Origin of the sequence: Streptomyces sp. NBC_00386 (assembly GCF_036063235.1) — a bacterium.
GTDB lineage: Bacteria > Actinomycetota > Actinomycetes > Streptomycetales > Streptomycetaceae > Streptomyces.
Window position 1 is genome coordinate 7,038,151 of the sequence record NZ_CP107950.1, and the last position, 13,638, is coordinate 7,051,788.

A 13,638-nucleotide genomic window follows, 5' to 3' on the forward strand; every position below is an offset into this window, starting at 1 on the left:
GTGTCCGCTCATGACCATGTACTCCCAGGCCACGCCGTCGTTCGCTGTGCACATTCCCGACGCCGAACTCGAACCCGAGCCGCTGGACCCGGCCCAGATCGTCTCCGGCGACCCCGCCGTGACGGGCAAGGTGCTGTGGGAGTCCGCCGACGGCAAGCAACTGCGCGGCATCTGGCAGATCACGCCCGGCGTGGTGACCGACACCGAGGCCAACGAACTCTTCGTGGTTGTCAGCGGTCGCGCCACCATCGAGGTGGAGGGTGGCGACGTCATCGAGGTGGGTCCCGGCGACGCGGCGTTCCTGCGCGAGGGCGACCGCACGACGTGGACCGTCCACGAGACGCTGCGCAAGGCCTACCACATCAGTCTCTGAGGATCGGCGGACCGGACACTCCACCGCACCCTTTGCCGGCGGCCCCGCGGCGACCTCAGAACAGCGGTTCCGGGAGGACGCCTTCGAGGGCCAGTAGTTTCCGCTTGGTCTCCAGACCGCCCCCGAAGCCGCCGATGCCGCCGTCGCTCTCGACCACCCGGTGGCAGGGCACCACGACCGGCAGCGGATTCGAGCCCATGGCCACCCCCACGGCCTGGGCCGCTCCGGGCGCGCCCACCCGCCCCGCCAGGTCGCCGTAGGCCACGACGGAACCGAACGGAACGCCCGAGTTCAGCTCACGCAGCACCTGGCGGTTGAACCCCGAGATCAGCGACCAGTCGAGCGGCAGGTCGAAATCGTGCCGCTCGCCCGCGAAGTACGCCTCGACCTGGCGTATCGCCTCGGCCAGCAGAGGGGACCCGGGCGCCTCGACCGGCTCGGAGCCCAGCCGGGACGCGAGCCGGTCGAGCGCTTTGTCGCGCACCGTGTCCGAGGCGTGAAAGACGACGTTGACCAGGCCGTGGTGCGTCGCGGCGAGGAGCAGCGGACCGATGTCCGTGCCGACGACGGACCACACGATCTGCTGCTCGTACCGCCCGTGGCTGTTCATGCGGTCCACGGTACGGCCCGCCACTGACAACGCCCGGGGCGCGCACCCGGATCCCGTCCGCGCCCCGGGCGACGGCGCGCTAGCGCAGGGCCGCGCGGATCACGTCGGGCGTGTTCGTGATGACGCCGTCCGTGCCGAAGGCCGCCAGGCTCCGCGCGGTGGCCGCGTCGTCCACGGTCCAGGCGAAGACCTTCATCGGGCCGTGCGGGCCGTGGAGCGCGTGGACCGCCGAGACGTAGTCGGAGGAGAGCGAGCGGTGATCGGAGTTGATCTGGTCGGCGAACCGCGCGTACCAGGGCAGCCGTGCGACCGGAGGCGTCCCCAGGAAGGCCGTCGTGATGCCGGGCCGCAGCCGGTGCACGGCCCGGACACTGTCCGCGCTGAAGCTCTGGACGACCAGCCTGTCCCGCAGATGCACGGGATCGAGCCAGCCCTGGTTGCTCAGGAGCCTGAGCGTCTGCCGCTCGATGCCCGGATACAGCTCAGGGTTCTTGATCTCCAGGACGAGTTTCTGATGGTTGCGCGAGACGCGGTCCATGTACTCCCGCAGCGTCGGAACCTTCGCGCCCGCGAACCGCGGGCCGAACCAGCTCCCGGCATCCAGACGGGCGATCTCGGCCGCGGTGAAGTCCTTGACCTTCCAGGGGCTCCGGCCGGGATAGACCGTCTCGACGTCGGTCGTGCGCGCCAGCGAGGCGTCGTGGAGGACGATCAACTGGCCGTCGCGGGTGCGCTGGACGTCGTTCTCGACCCATTCGAACCCCAGCTCGGCCGCCCGGTCGACGGCGGCCTGCGTGTTCTCCGGAGCGTAGGCCGAGGCACCGCGGTGGGCGACGACCAGCGGTGCCGTGGTCCGGCCGCCGGCCTTGGCGTGCGGGCTGGGCAGTATCAGAACGGCTCCCCCAAGAAGCGCGGCGGTCGTGGCGGCGGCAACGCGCGCGTGCATGCGTTCTCCTCGCGTCGGGCGATCACGGACAGCACAAGATTGACAGCAGAGAGTCGACGCAGGAGGGAAGGGAGATGGCCGCGGATTGAATGGAGTTGTCCAAGTCCGCTCGCTGCCACCGCACAACTGGGGAGAGGTCGTGATTGTTTGCAGGATTATCGTTCGACCATTCCGGTGGGGTCGTACTCTCTGCCTCAACCCGGTCCGCTCCGGCGGTCGGGGCCGCGGGGGTGTTTCGGACGGTTCCAGGAGTAACAGGGCGGGAAAGGCAGCCGCGCATGCAAGGCACGGTCGACGGCTTCACCTACGGACTCGTCACACCGCTGGTGGCGTATTTCATGGCTTGCCTGGGCGGGGCGCTGGGTCTGCGCTGCACCGCCAGATCCATGCTCGTCGGCGGCTCCTGGCGGGCCGGCTGGCTCACGCTCGGCTCGATCGCGATCGCCTCCGGCATCTGGACGATGCACTTCATCGCGATGATGGGTTTCACGGTCGAGGAGAGCCCCGTCCACTACGACCGGCCGACGACGTTCGCGAGCCTGGGCGTCGCGGTCCTGATGGTCGGCGCCGGGATCTTCATCGTCGGCTACCAGGGCGCCACCGGGACCGCGCTCTTCACCGGAGGGACCGTCACTGGCCTGGGTATCGCCTCGATGCACTACCTGGGCATGGCCGGGATGCGGCTCAACGGGAAGCTCGCCTACAACACGCTCACCGTCTCCGCCTCGGTCGTCATCGCCGTCGTGGCCGCCATCGCCGCCCTCTGGGCCGCCGGACAAGTGCGTGGATTCCTCTGGAGCGTGGGTGCGAGCCTCGTCATGGGGCTGGCCGTCAGCGGCATGCACTACACGGGCATGGCGGCGCTCAGCGTGCATCTGCACGGCCCCGCCGACGGCACCCCCGCCGGGGACTCGGCGGCCTCACTGCTCGCGCCCATGATGATCGGCCCCCTGGCCCTTCTCTGTCTGGCGGGCGTCGTCGTGATGTTCGATCCGCAGATGGTCGTGGGCAAGCCCGACCGGCGCCCCGCGGAGATCCGGCGTCCGGGCGTCCCGGCCCACCCCGGCCCCGTGCACACCGGCCGCCGTCCGGCCGTCCGCCCCGTGCGGGAACGCGCCTACCGCCGCTCGAGGACCCCGCAGAGCAGGTGATCCGGCCCGGTTGTCAGTGCGGGGTCGTACGGTGGATCCATGCGGCCAGTATCCAAGATCGAACGTTCGGTGGCGCCCTTCGAGGTCATCAGCCACTTTCAGCCGAGCGGTGACCAGCCCACGGCCATCGCCGACCTGGAGAAGCGCATCCGCGCAGGTGAGAAGGATGTCGTCCTGCTGGGCGCGACCGGCACCGGCAAGTCCGCCACCACCGCGTGGATGATCGAGAAGCTCCAGCGCCCCACGCTCGTCATGGCACCGAACAAGACGCTGGCCGCCCAGCTGGCCAACGAGTTCCGTGAGCTGCTGCCGAACAACGCGGTCGAATACTTCGTGTCGTACTACGACTACTACCAGCCCGAGGCCTACGTCCCGCAGTCGGACACCTACATCGAGAAGGACTCCTCGATCAACGAGGAGGTGGAGCGCCTGCGCCACTCCGCGACCAACTCGCTGCTGACCCGCCGCGATGTCGTCGTGGTCGCGTCGGTGTCCTGCATCTACGGTCTCGGTACTCCGCAGGAGTACGTGGACCGGATGGTCAACCTCAAGGTCGGCGACGAGATCGACCGAGACGCCCTGCTGCGCCGCTTCGTCGACATCCAGTACACCCGCAACGACGTCGCCTTCGCCCGAGGCACCTTCCGGGTCCGCGGCGACACCATCGAGATCTTCCCGGTCTACGAGGAGCTCGCGGTCCGCATCGAGATGTTCGGCGACGAGATCGAGGCCCTGTCCACGCTGCACCCGCTCACCGGCGAGGTCATCAGCGACGACAACCAGATCTACGTCTTCCCCGCGTCCCACTACGTTGCCGGTCCCGAGCGCATGGAACGCGCCGTCAACGACATCGAGAAGGAGTTGGGGGAGCGCCTCGCCGAACTGGAGAAGCAGAGCAAGCTCCTGGAGGCCCAGCGCCTGCGCATGCGGACGACGTACGACATCGAGATGCTCCGCCAGATCGGCTCCTGCTCAGGGGTCGAGAACTACTCGATGCATTTCGACGGCCGCGAACCCGGCTCCCCGCCGAACACACTGATCGACTACTTCCCGGACGACTTCCTGCTCGTCATCGACGAGTCGCACGTCACCGTGCCGCAGATCGGCGCGATGTACGAGGGCGACGCCTCCCGCAAGCGCACCCTCGTCGACCACGGCTTCCGGCTGCCCTCCGCCCTGGACAACCGCCCCCTGAAATGGGAGGAGTTCCAGCAGCGCACCGGCCAGACCGTCTACCTCTCGGCGACCCCGGGCAACTACGAGCTCTCCCGCTCGGACGGCTACGTCGAGCAGATCATCCGTCCCACCGGCCTGATCGACCCCGAGGTGGTCGTCAAGTCCACCGAGGGCCAGATCGACGACCTGGTGCACGAGATCCGGCAGCGCACCGAGAAGGACGAGCGCGTCCTGGTCACCACGCTCACCAAGAAGATGGCCGAGGACCTCACGGACTACTTCCTGGAACTGGGCATCCAGGTGCGCTACCTGCACAGCGACGTCGACACCCTGCGCCGCGTCGAGCTGCTGCGCGAACTGCGTGCCGGCGAGTTCGACGTCCTGGTCGGCATCAACCTGCTGCGCGAGGGCCTCGACCTTCCCGAGGTCTCCCTGGTGGCGATCCTCGACGCCGACAAGGAGGGCTTCCTGCGATCGGGGACCTCCCTGATCCAGACCATCGGCCGCGCGGCGCGCAATGTCTCCGGCCAGGTCCACATGTACGCGGACAGGATCACCCCGGCCATGGAGAAGGCCATCGAGGAGACCAACCGCCGCCGGGAGAAGCAGATCGCCTACAACACGGAGCGGGGCATCGATCCGCAGCCCCTCCGCAAGAAGATCAACGACATCGTCGCGCAGATCGCCCGCGAGGACGTCGACACCGAGCAACTGCTCGGCTCCGGCTACCGCAAGACGAAGGACGGCAAGGGTGCCAAGGCCCCGGTGCCCGCACTGGGCGCCAAAGCGACCCGCGCCGCCAAGTCCGCCAAGGCCAAGGACGCCGTGCCGACCGACCGCCCCGCGGCCGAGCTCGCCCAGCAGATCGAGGACCTGACGGAACGGATGCGCGCCGCGGCGGCGGACCTCCAGTTCGAGATCGCGGCCCGTCTGCGTGACGAGGTGTCCGAGATGAAAAAGGAGTTGCGGCAGATGAAGGAGGCGGGAATCGCCTGACGGCCCCGCCGCCTGCGCCGGACCCCGGAAGACGCGCGGTGTGTTGCAAGACCGACACAAAGTCCGCCCCAGGGTTCGGCGCTGTCAGTGCCGCTGCGTAGGGTTCTGTTCATCCGCGGACTCCGCGGCAACAGGGGACAGTTCGAGAGGGGAACAGCGCGTGACGGTCAACATGACCAAGGGTCAGGCCATCAGTCTGCAGAAGAACGACGGGGGCACGCTGACCGCGGTCCGTATGGGCCTCGGCTGGCAGGCGGCCCCCCGGCGCGGCCTGTTCGGCTCGCGCACCCGGGAGATCGACCTCGACGCGTCCGCCGTGCTCTTCGCGGACAAGCAGCCCGTCGACGTGGTGTTCTTCCGCCACCTCGTCAGCGACGACGGTTCAGTGCGGCACACCGGTGACAACCTCGTCGGCGGCGTGGGCCAGGGCGGCGACGACGAGGCCATCCTCGTCGACCTGCAGCGCGTTCCGGTCCACATCGACCAGATCATCTTCACCGTGAACTCCTTCACGGGCCAGACCTTCCAGGAAGTGCAGAACGCGTTCTGCCGTCTGGTCGACGAGACCAACGGCCAGGAACTCGCCCGCTACACGCTGGCCGGCGGCGGCCAGTACACGGCCCAGATCATGGCGAAGGTGCACCGGTCCGGAACCGGCTGGCAGATGACGGCCCTCGGCACGCCGGCCAACGGCCGCACGTTCCAGGACCTGATGCCCGCCATCCTGCCGCACCTCTGAGCGGCCGGCGCACACGTACACAGCGACATAGGGGGACAAGACGATGACGGCCGAGCTGGTCAGGGGGCAGAACCACCCGCTCTCCCAGGTCCGTCTCGAGGTCCGTATCTCGGCCGGGAAGCCGATCGTGGCCGGGGCCACGCTCAGCGACGAGCAGGGCAGGGTCCGGGGCGTCGAGTGGGTGGCCCATCCGGGCGCGCCCACGCTTCCCGGGCTCGAGGTCTCCAAGCAGGCGGCGGCCGACCACCGGCTGGCCTTCGACCTTGACGCCCTGCCGCAGGCCGTGCACCGGGTCAGCGTGCTGCTCGCGCTGCCCACCGGTGTCGGCGGACCTGTCCGGTTCGGCGCCGTCGCCGCCCCCTTCGTCGCGGTCACCGGCCTCGACGGTCTCGAGGTCGCCAGCTACACCCTCACCGGACTGGACGCCGAGTCCGCCGTCGTGGCCCTGGAGCTCTACCGCCGGCAGGGCGCCTGGAAGGTGCGCGCGGTCGGCCAGGGCTACGCGGGCGGTCTCGCCGAACTCCTCGCCGACCAGGGGCTTCCGGAGGCCCGGCAGCTCGCGGCCGGCATCAACGAAGCCGTGGCCCAGGGCCTGGCGCGGTCGGTGGCGGCACCCCCGCCCCGCACCCCGGACGCGGACCGGTCGCGGCAGGCCGCCGCCTCGGCCCCGGGACCGGACCAGCCCTACGCCGGACCCGGACCCCAGGGCACCTCAGGAACCGTGCCACCGCAGCAGACCCCGTACACGGCCGGTCCGCAGGGAGCCGCGGCTCCGCAGACCGGCCGTCCGGGGAGCCCCGCGCAGCCCGACCCTTCCTCGGTCGCCCAGCCGCCGTCGCCCGGCGCCGGTGGCCCGGTCAACTACAGCCACCCCGGACGGCAGACCGCCGCTCCGCCGCCGCCCCCGCCGACCGCTCCGCCGGCCCAGCCCGGACAGCCCGCGCAACCCGTCGCGGGAGACGCGACCGGCTGGTCCATGGAGGAGCGGCTGTACAACCAGGTATGGGGGATGTTCGAGGACCTGGCCCGGACCGTCGCCGCGTACCGCAGCGCCGTCGACTTCGCCGACTCCCGCATGGAGAAGGAGCTCGACCAGGTCCTCTCCGACCCGCGCAGCCGGATCGGAGGGCAGGGCGACGCCGCTCGCGAAGCCGCCCGCGCCAAGCACGCGCTGCTGGTCGACCAGGCCCGAGTCGCCCTCGACCGGGACCTCGCCCAGCTCACCGCCGAGGCCGAGGTCGTGGAGCCCGCGCTGCCGACGGCGTACGCGAGCTGGGACAATCCGGTCTGGCACGCCTACCGCGCCCCCATGGAAGTCCCCATGGCCCTGCGGCTCGGAGATCTCCGCCTGCCCGAGACCGAGAACCTGAGCATCCCCATGCTGGTGCGTCTGCCGCTGGAGAGGGGTCTGTGGATCGACAGCGGCCGCACCTCCCTGGAGGGCACGCTCGCCGACTCCGACCAGGTGCGCCGCCTCGCCGTGGACACCGCGGTGGCGCATGCGGCCCGGCTGCTCGCCGTGTATCCCCCGGGCGAGTTCACCGTGCATGTCATCGACCCGGCCGGCACCGGTGCCTCGTCCCTCGCGCCCCTGACGCAGTCCGGGGTGCTCGGAAGCCCTCCGGCCGCGGGTGCCACGGGCGTGGCTGACGTACTGCGACGTCTCACCCAGCGCGTCGACCTGGTGCAGATGGCGTTGCGCGGGGGAGCGGCCGACTCGCTGCCGCCGGATCTCGACACCGCCGAGCAACTGCTGATCGTCAACGACTTTCCGCACGGTTTCGACGACCGCGCCGTCACCCAGCTCCGCTATCTCGCGGACGAGGGGCCGGCCGTCGGCGTCCATCTGATGATGGTGGCCGACCGCGAGGACGCGGCGGCGTACGGACCACTGCTCGACCCTCTGTGGCGGTCGCTGCTGCGGGTCACACCGGTGCCCGACGACCATCTCGCCGATCCGTGGGTCGGGCACGCGTGGACGTACGAGCCCTCGCTCGTCCCCGCGAACAGCCAGGTGCTCCAGCGGGTCCTGGCGGCGGTGGCGGCCGCCCGCCGGTCCTGGAACCGCTGACCTGATCCGGGCGCCTCCGGACCCTGGTGAACCTTCGGACCGCAAGGCCGAGCGGCTTCACCAAGCAACCGTAAAGTGCCCTGAGCACGGGACTTGGTCTTTCTTTTACCAATCCCTTTACCTTCTCTTGGTGATTCGGGTACTCTTTTTCCATACGGAGGGGAGTACTCCCTACCTGCTGCGACGTACCCGTCAATACGGATCGAGTCAGATCCCGGGGCGTCGGCCCGCAGGCTCCCGGGCGCACCCAGCGCCCCGGCAGCCGCGGGCGGAAGAGACCTCCGGTAGCGCGACGACGCTGGAATCTGCCGTTACGAACTGCCGGAGGCGCAGTGGATGTTTCCCTGACCCTGTGGGTCCTGACCATCGTGGGGCTGGCCGCACTGATCGCGGTCGACTTCTTGATCGGCCGCAAGCCGCACGACGTATCGATCAAGGAAGCCGGAATCTGGACCGTCGTCTGGATCGCCCTCGCCGGGCTGTTCGGACTCGGACTGCTCCTCTTCGCCGGCGGACAGCCGGCCGGGGAGTTCTTCGCCGGCTTCATCACCGAGAAATCGCTGAGCGTCGACAACCTCTTCGTCTTCGTCCTGATCATGGCGAAGTTCGCGGTGCCCTCGAAGTACCAGCAGCGCGTACTCCTCGTGGGCGTCCTGATCGCCCTCGTCCTGCGCACGATATTCATCGCCGCCGGCGCCGCGATCATCGCGAACTTCGCCTGGGTCTTCTACATCTTCGGCGCGTTCCTCATCTACACCGCCTGGAAGCTGATCCAGGAGGCCAGGGCCGACGAGGACGAGGAGGAGTTCGAGGAGAACAGGCTGCTCAAGGCCGCCGAGCGGCGGTTCGGCGTGGCCGACCGCTATCACGGCACCAAGCTGTGGATCCGCCGGAACGGCAAGCGCGTCATGACGCCGATGCTGGTCGTGATGCTGGCGATCGGCACCACCGACGTGCTCTTCGCCCTCGACTCGATCCCCGCGATCTTCGGCCTGACCCAGGACCCGTACATCGTCTTCACGGCCAACGCCTTCGCGCTGATGGGTCTGCGACAGCTGTACTTCCTCATCGGTGGCCTGCTCAAGAAGCTGGTCCACCTCAGCTACGGCCTGTCGGTCATCCTCGGATTCATCGGCGTCAAGCTCGTCCTGCACGCACTGCACGAGTCCGGCGTCCATGTGCCCGAGATATCCATCCCGGTCTCGCTCGGCGTGATCTGCGCGGTCCTCGTGGTCACCACGATCACCAGCCTGACCGCCACCAGGAAGCAGGCGGCACGCGAGGGGTCGAAGAGCGCTCCGAAGGAGAGCATCGACGCCTGACCGCGTCGAACGCGGCGGGCGGCCACCCCCGGGAGCGGCGCGCGGGGCATCGCCCGCCACCGCTCCCGGTGCCCCTCCGGGCTCGACCGCCGCGATTCCGGACCGTGCCCCGCACCGCCGGAGTGCGGGGCACGCCACCGGCTGCGACGATCGCGGCATGATCGTTCGGCTCAGGTCACTCGTGACACGGTGGACCACCGTGGTCCCCGTGATCGCGGTGGTGCTGCTGGCTCTCACCTGGGGACGGGACCTGCCGGGCGCGGTCGTCGCACTGGTGACACTGGTCCTCGCGGGTTCCGTGCTCGCCGCGGTGCACCACGCCGAGGTGGTCGCCCACCGGGTGGGGGAACCCTTCGGATCCCTCGTCCTCGCCGTCGCGGTCACGATCATCGAAGTCGCCCTCATCGTCACCCTGATGGCGGACGGCGGCGCCAAGAGTTCGACACTGGCCCGCGACACGGTGTTCGCGGCCGTGATGATCACCTGCAACGGGATCGTCGGCGTGTGTCTGCTCGTCGCGTCACTGCGCCACGGGCTCGCCGTCTTCAACGCCGAAGGAACCGGAGCCGCCCTGGCGACCGTCGCGACGCTCGCCACACTCAGCCTCGTCTTCCCGACCTTCACCACGAGCAAGCCGGGCCCGGAGTTCTCCGCCGCGCAACTCACCTTCGCCGCGGTCGCCTCCCTGGTGCTGTACGGCCTGTTCGTGGCGACCCAGACCGTCCGGCACCGTGACTACTTCCTGCCGGTCACCCGGCAGGGCGAGGTCATCGACGTGGACGAGCACGCCGACGCGCCGTCGGCCAGCCAGGCGCGGTTCAGCCTGGGACTCCTCGGCCTGGCCTTGGTCGGCGTGGTCGGCCTCGCCAAGGGTGTGTCGCCCACCATCGAGTCCGGGGTCGAGGCGGCCGGCATGCCGGCCGCCGTGGTCGGTGTGATCATCGCGCTGCTCGTGCTGCTCCCCGAGACCATCGCCGCCCTGCGGTCCGCCCGCAGGGACCGGGTGCAGACCAGCCTGAACCTCGCCCTCGGCTCGGCGATGGCCAGCATCGGACTGACCATCCCCGCCGTCGCCCTGGCCTCGCTCTGGCTCTCCGGACCACTCGTTCTCGGTCTCGGCGCCACGGAGATGGTGCTGCTCGCGCTGACCGTGGTCGTGAGCTCCCTGACGGTCGTTCCCGGGCGGGCCACCCCGCTTCAGGGAGGCGTTCATCTGGTCGTGTTCGCCGCCTATCTGGAACTGGCCGTCAACCCGTGACCGGCAGTCACTCCGCGACCGGTACGGCCGTCAGCCTGGGCACCGGCCGGGTCTCCGGCAGCAGCGCGAAGCACCCGAGGCTCAGCAGCGCGATCCCCGTCAGATAGGCGGCCACGCCCCACGGCACGCGCTCCCCGCTCGCCACCGCCGTCGCCACGACCGGGGTGAGCGCACCTCCGAGGACCCCGCCCAGGTTGTACCCGAGAGCCGCGCCCGTGCAGCGCACCCGCGGCTCGTACAACTCCGGCAGATAGGCGGCGATCACCGCGAACATGGTGACGAAGGCGATCAGCGCCACCAGGAAGCCGAGGAACATCAGCAGGGGTTCGCCGGTCGACAGCAGTCCGATCATCGGGAACATCCACAGCGCGGCGCCCGCGCAGCCCGCCATGCACAGCGGCCGCCGTCCGTAGCGGTCTCCCAGCAGGGCCACCAGGGGCGTCAGAGCCCCCTTCACCACCACCGCGGCCATGATGCAGACCAGCATGACCGTGCGGCTCACGCCGAGCCGTTCGACGCCGTAGGCGAGCGCCCAGGTCGTCACCGCGTAGAAGACGGCGTATCCGACCGCGAGTCCACCGGCCGTCAGCAGGACGAGCCGCCAGTGGTCGCGCGCCACCTCGGCGAGCGGCACGCGCGCGTGGTCGCCCATTTCGAGGAACCGCGGGCTCTCCTCGAGCGAACCGCGCAGCCACAGCCCCGCAGCCGCGAGCACTCCCGCAGCCCAGAACGGCACCCGCCAGCCCCACTGCGCGAACTGCCCGTCGGACAGCGTCGACGACAGCGCCAGCATCACGCCGTTGGCCAGCACGAACCCGAGGGACGGACCGATCTGCGGGAAACTCGACCACAGACCGCGCCGTCCGGCGGGCGCGTGCTCGGCCGTCAGCAGCACCGCCCCGCCCCACTCGCCGCCGAGTCCGAGCCCCTGGAGAAAACGCAGCACCAGCAGCAGTACGGGAGCCGCGGCACCGATGCTGTCGTACGTCGGAACACAGCCGATGGCGACGGTCGCCGCGCCGGTCAGCAACAGGGAGGCCAGCAGCACGGGCCGCCGCCCGCGCCGGTCCCCGATGTGCCCGAACAGCACCGAGCCCAGCGGACGGGCGACGAACCCGACGCCGAACGTCCCGAAGGCCGCCAGCGTGCCCGCGAGCGGCGAGAACGTCGGGAAGAACAGCGGTCCGAGAACCAGCGCCGCCGCCGTCCCGTAGACGAAGAAGTCGTAGAACTCGATGGCCGTCCCGGTCAGTGACGCGGCGGCGAGCCGCAGCATGGAAGGCGCCCTTACGGTGCGTACGTCGTGCATGCCGGATCAACTACCCACAGTGACCAGTGGTTACGGGGGCGTACGGGAGCGCGGCGTGCGTCAGTAGGTGACGGTGATGCGCCGGGCCGGGCCGTCGACCCGGACGATCCCTCCATAGGGGATGACGACCTGCGGATCGGTGTGACCGAGATCCACATCGAGGACGACCATCATGTCCGGGGCGTATACGCCGACGGCCCGGAGGACCGCTTCGCGCTGGTCGCGGGCGTAACGGGCCCTGGCCTCCGGTTCGAGGGGCCGCTTGAACGACCACGCCTTCGGGCGGCCCATCAGGAGGGCCGGAAAGCGCCGCAGCAGGCCGCGCTCGCCCATCGCGCGCAGGATCCAGAAGACGTCGTCGGCCCCGGGCATGTCCTCCGAGGTCTCCAGGAAGAGCACGTGACCGTCGTACACGGAAGGATCACGGGCGATCTCCCGGTCGGCCATCAGCAGCCACGACAGGATCTCGATGTTGCCGCCCCAGGAGCGGCCCTCGACCACCCTGTCCGGACGGATCCAGGTCCACCCCGTGCCCGGCCCGGTCCGCGGCTCGGCGAGGAAGCTCTCCGGCGCCTCCCACGGCACGTCCACCTCGCGGAAACGGCCGGCGGGACGCAGCTCGTACGGCCCGGACGTGAACAGGGCGGCCCGCAGCGATTCCGCGGTCAGCGGGTCCATGGCACCCGGCCTGCCGAGCTCGCACATGACCGTCGCGCCGTGATAGCCGACGATCCCGGCGTTCCACAGGTGGACGAGGAGGTTCGTGTTGTCGCTGTATCCGAAGAACGGCTTCGGATGCGCCCGGATCAACACGCGGTCCAGCAGCGGCAGCACGGTGATCTGGTCGTCGCCGCCGATGGACGCGATGACCGCCTTGACCGTCGGATCGGCGAACGCGGCGTGGATGTCGTCGGCCCGCTCCCGCGGCGTCGACCCCATCCTCCGGGTCGACGGGTATTCGACCGGTTCCAGGCCGAACTCCTTGCGCAGCCGCTCCAGGCCCAGTTCGTACGGGAGCGGCAGGAGGCCGGGCAGGCCGCTGGACGGCGAGATCACGGCTATCCGGTCGCCGGGTACGGGCTTGGGAGGGTACGCGGGCGTCGTCATGGCGAGAGCGTACGAGCCGTCACCCTTTCGGTGCATCGTGATAAACCGGTTCCGAGCAGCGGTCCTTGACGGGCCGGCAGACCCGAAGGACCGGAGGAAACGTGCCCCGCACCCTCGCCAACGCCCCGATCATGATTCTCAACGGCCCCAACCTGAACCTCCTCGGGCAGCGGCAGCCGGAGATCTACGGTTCCGACACGCTGGCGGACGTCGAGGCGCTGTGCGCCAAGGCGGCGGCCGCACACGGTGGCACGGTGGACTTCCGGCAGTCCAACCACGAGGGCGAGCTGGTGGACTGGATCCACGAGGCCCGCCGGAATCACGCGGGGATCGTCATCAACCCGGCCGCCTACTCGCACACCTCCGTCGCCATCCTCGACGCGCTCAACACCTGTGACGGACTTCCGGTGGTGGAGGTCCACATCTCCAACATCCACCAGCGTGAGGAGTTCCGGCACCACTCGTACGTCTCGCTGCGTGCCGACGGGGTCATCGCGGGCTGCGGCGTGCAGGGGTACGCGTTCGGGGTGGAGCGGGTGGCGGCGCTCGCGGGAACGGGGCGCGCGGACACCTGACCACG

12 protein-coding genes are annotated in these 13,638 nt (G+C 69.9%); 8 read left to right on the forward strand and 4 right to left on the reverse strand.

Going from position 1 to position 13,638, the window contains the following annotated elements:
- The first annotated feature begins 10 nt into the window (after positions 1–10).
- Positions 11–373 carry a cupin domain-containing protein gene (locus tag OG780_RS30855; protein WP_328453664.1) on the forward strand — a complete coding sequence of 121 codons (363 nt, stop codon included), beginning with the start codon at positions 11–13 and terminating at the stop codon, positions 371–373.
- Positions 374–428: 55 nt separating this feature from the next.
- Here OG780_RS30855 and OG780_RS30860 read toward each other — a convergent pair whose 3' ends face one another.
- A complete protein-coding gene (locus tag OG780_RS30860) occupies positions 429–983 on the reverse strand; it encodes a methylated-DNA--[protein]-cysteine S-methyltransferase (protein ID WP_328453666.1) in 555 nt (184 codons plus the stop codon).
- Between the two features lie 79 nt (positions 984–1,062).
- The gene (locus OG780_RS30865) at positions 1,063–1,929 is read right to left on the reverse strand and encodes a glycerophosphodiester phosphodiesterase (protein WP_328453668.1); all 867 of its coding nucleotides are present in this window, start codon (positions 1,927–1,929) and stop codon (positions 1,063–1,065) included.
- 278 nt (positions 1,930–2,207) lie between these two features.
- Here OG780_RS30865 and OG780_RS30870 point away from each other — a divergent pair, with 278 nt between their 5' ends.
- The 6 genes from OG780_RS30870 (at position 2,208) to OG780_RS30895 (ending at position 10,642) form a co-directional block, all read left to right on the forward strand.
- Positions 2,208–3,080 carry an MHYT domain-containing protein gene (locus OG780_RS30870; protein ID WP_328453670.1) on the forward strand — a complete coding sequence of 291 codons (873 nt, stop codon included), beginning with the start codon at positions 2,208–2,210 and terminating at the stop codon, positions 3,078–3,080.
- A 39-nt stretch (positions 3,081–3,119) separates the two neighbouring features.
- Positions 3,120–5,252, forward strand: coding sequence for an excinuclease ABC subunit UvrB (gene uvrB, locus OG780_RS30875; protein WP_328453672.1), 2,133 nt, complete (start codon positions 3,120–3,122; stop codon positions 5,250–5,252).
- A gap of 160 nt (positions 5,253–5,412) precedes the next feature.
- On the forward strand, positions 5,413–5,991 hold the full coding sequence (locus OG780_RS30880; RefSeq protein WP_328453674.1) for a TerD family protein: 579 nt from the start codon (positions 5,413–5,415) through the stop codon (positions 5,989–5,991).
- A 43-nt stretch (positions 5,992–6,034) separates the two neighbouring features.
- Complete coding sequence (locus OG780_RS30885) at positions 6,035–8,062, forward strand: TerD family protein (RefSeq protein WP_328453676.1); 2,028 nt, start codon at positions 6,035–6,037, stop codon at positions 8,060–8,062.
- A 332-nt stretch (positions 8,063–8,394) separates the two neighbouring features.
- On the forward strand, positions 8,395–9,384 hold the full coding sequence (locus tag OG780_RS30890; RefSeq protein ID WP_328453678.1) for a TerC/Alx family metal homeostasis membrane protein: 990 nt from the start codon (positions 8,395–8,397) through the stop codon (positions 9,382–9,384).
- 157 nt (positions 9,385–9,541) lie between these two features.
- Entirely contained in the window at positions 9,542–10,642 is a 1,101-nt protein-coding gene (locus OG780_RS30895) for a calcium:proton antiporter (protein WP_328453680.1), read from the forward strand.
- Between the two features lie 7 nt (positions 10,643–10,649).
- Here OG780_RS30895 and OG780_RS30900 read toward each other — a convergent pair whose 3' ends face one another.
- A complete protein-coding gene (locus tag OG780_RS30900; RefSeq protein ID WP_328453682.1) occupies positions 10,650–11,951 on the reverse strand; it encodes an MFS transporter in 1,302 nt (433 codons plus the stop codon).
- Between the two features lie 60 nt (positions 11,952–12,011).
- Positions 12,012–13,058, reverse strand: coding sequence for a S66 family peptidase (locus OG780_RS30905; protein ID WP_328453684.1), 1,047 nt, complete (start codon positions 13,056–13,058; stop codon positions 12,012–12,014).
- Positions 13,059–13,159: 101 nt separating this feature from the next.
- Between OG780_RS30905 and aroQ the strand changes: the two genes are divergently transcribed.
- Entirely contained in the window at positions 13,160–13,633 is a 474-nt protein-coding gene (aroQ, locus tag OG780_RS30910) for a type II 3-dehydroquinate dehydratase (RefSeq protein ID WP_328453686.1), read from the forward strand.
- Positions 13,634–13,638: the final 5 nt, after the last annotated feature.

Excerpts from the sequence above, each read along its gene's own strand:
- OG780_RS30900 (WP_328453682.1), bottom strand. The coding sequence starts at position 11,951 with ATGCACGACGTACGCACCGTAAGGGCGCCTTCCATGCTGCGGCTCGCC.
- uvrB (WP_328453672.1), top strand. The coding sequence starts at position 3,120 with ATGCGGCCAGTATCCAAGATCGAACGTTCGGTGGCGCCCTTCGAGGTC.
- OG780_RS30865 (WP_328453668.1), bottom strand. The coding sequence starts at position 1,929 with ATGCACGCGCGCGTTGCCGCCGCCACGACCGCCGCGCTTCTTGGGGGA.
- OG780_RS30885 (WP_328453676.1), top strand. The coding sequence starts at position 6,035 with ATGACGGCCGAGCTGGTCAGGGGGCAGAACCACCCGCTCTCCCAGGTC.
- OG780_RS30895 (WP_328453680.1), top strand. The coding sequence starts at position 9,542 with ATGATCGTTCGGCTCAGGTCACTCGTGACACGGTGGACCACCGTGGTC.
- OG780_RS30905 (WP_328453684.1), bottom strand. The coding sequence starts at position 13,058 with ATGACGACGCCCGCGTACCCTCCCAAGCCCGTACCCGGCGACCGGATA.
- OG780_RS30870 (WP_328453670.1), top strand. The coding sequence starts at position 2,208 with ATGCAAGGCACGGTCGACGGCTTCACCTACGGACTCGTCACACCGCTG.
- OG780_RS30855 (WP_328453664.1), top strand. The coding sequence starts at position 11 with ATGACCATGTACTCCCAGGCCACGCCGTCGTTCGCTGTGCACATTCCC.
- OG780_RS30860 (WP_328453666.1), bottom strand. The coding sequence starts at position 983 with ATGAACAGCCACGGGCGGTACGAGCAGCAGATCGTGTGGTCCGTCGTC.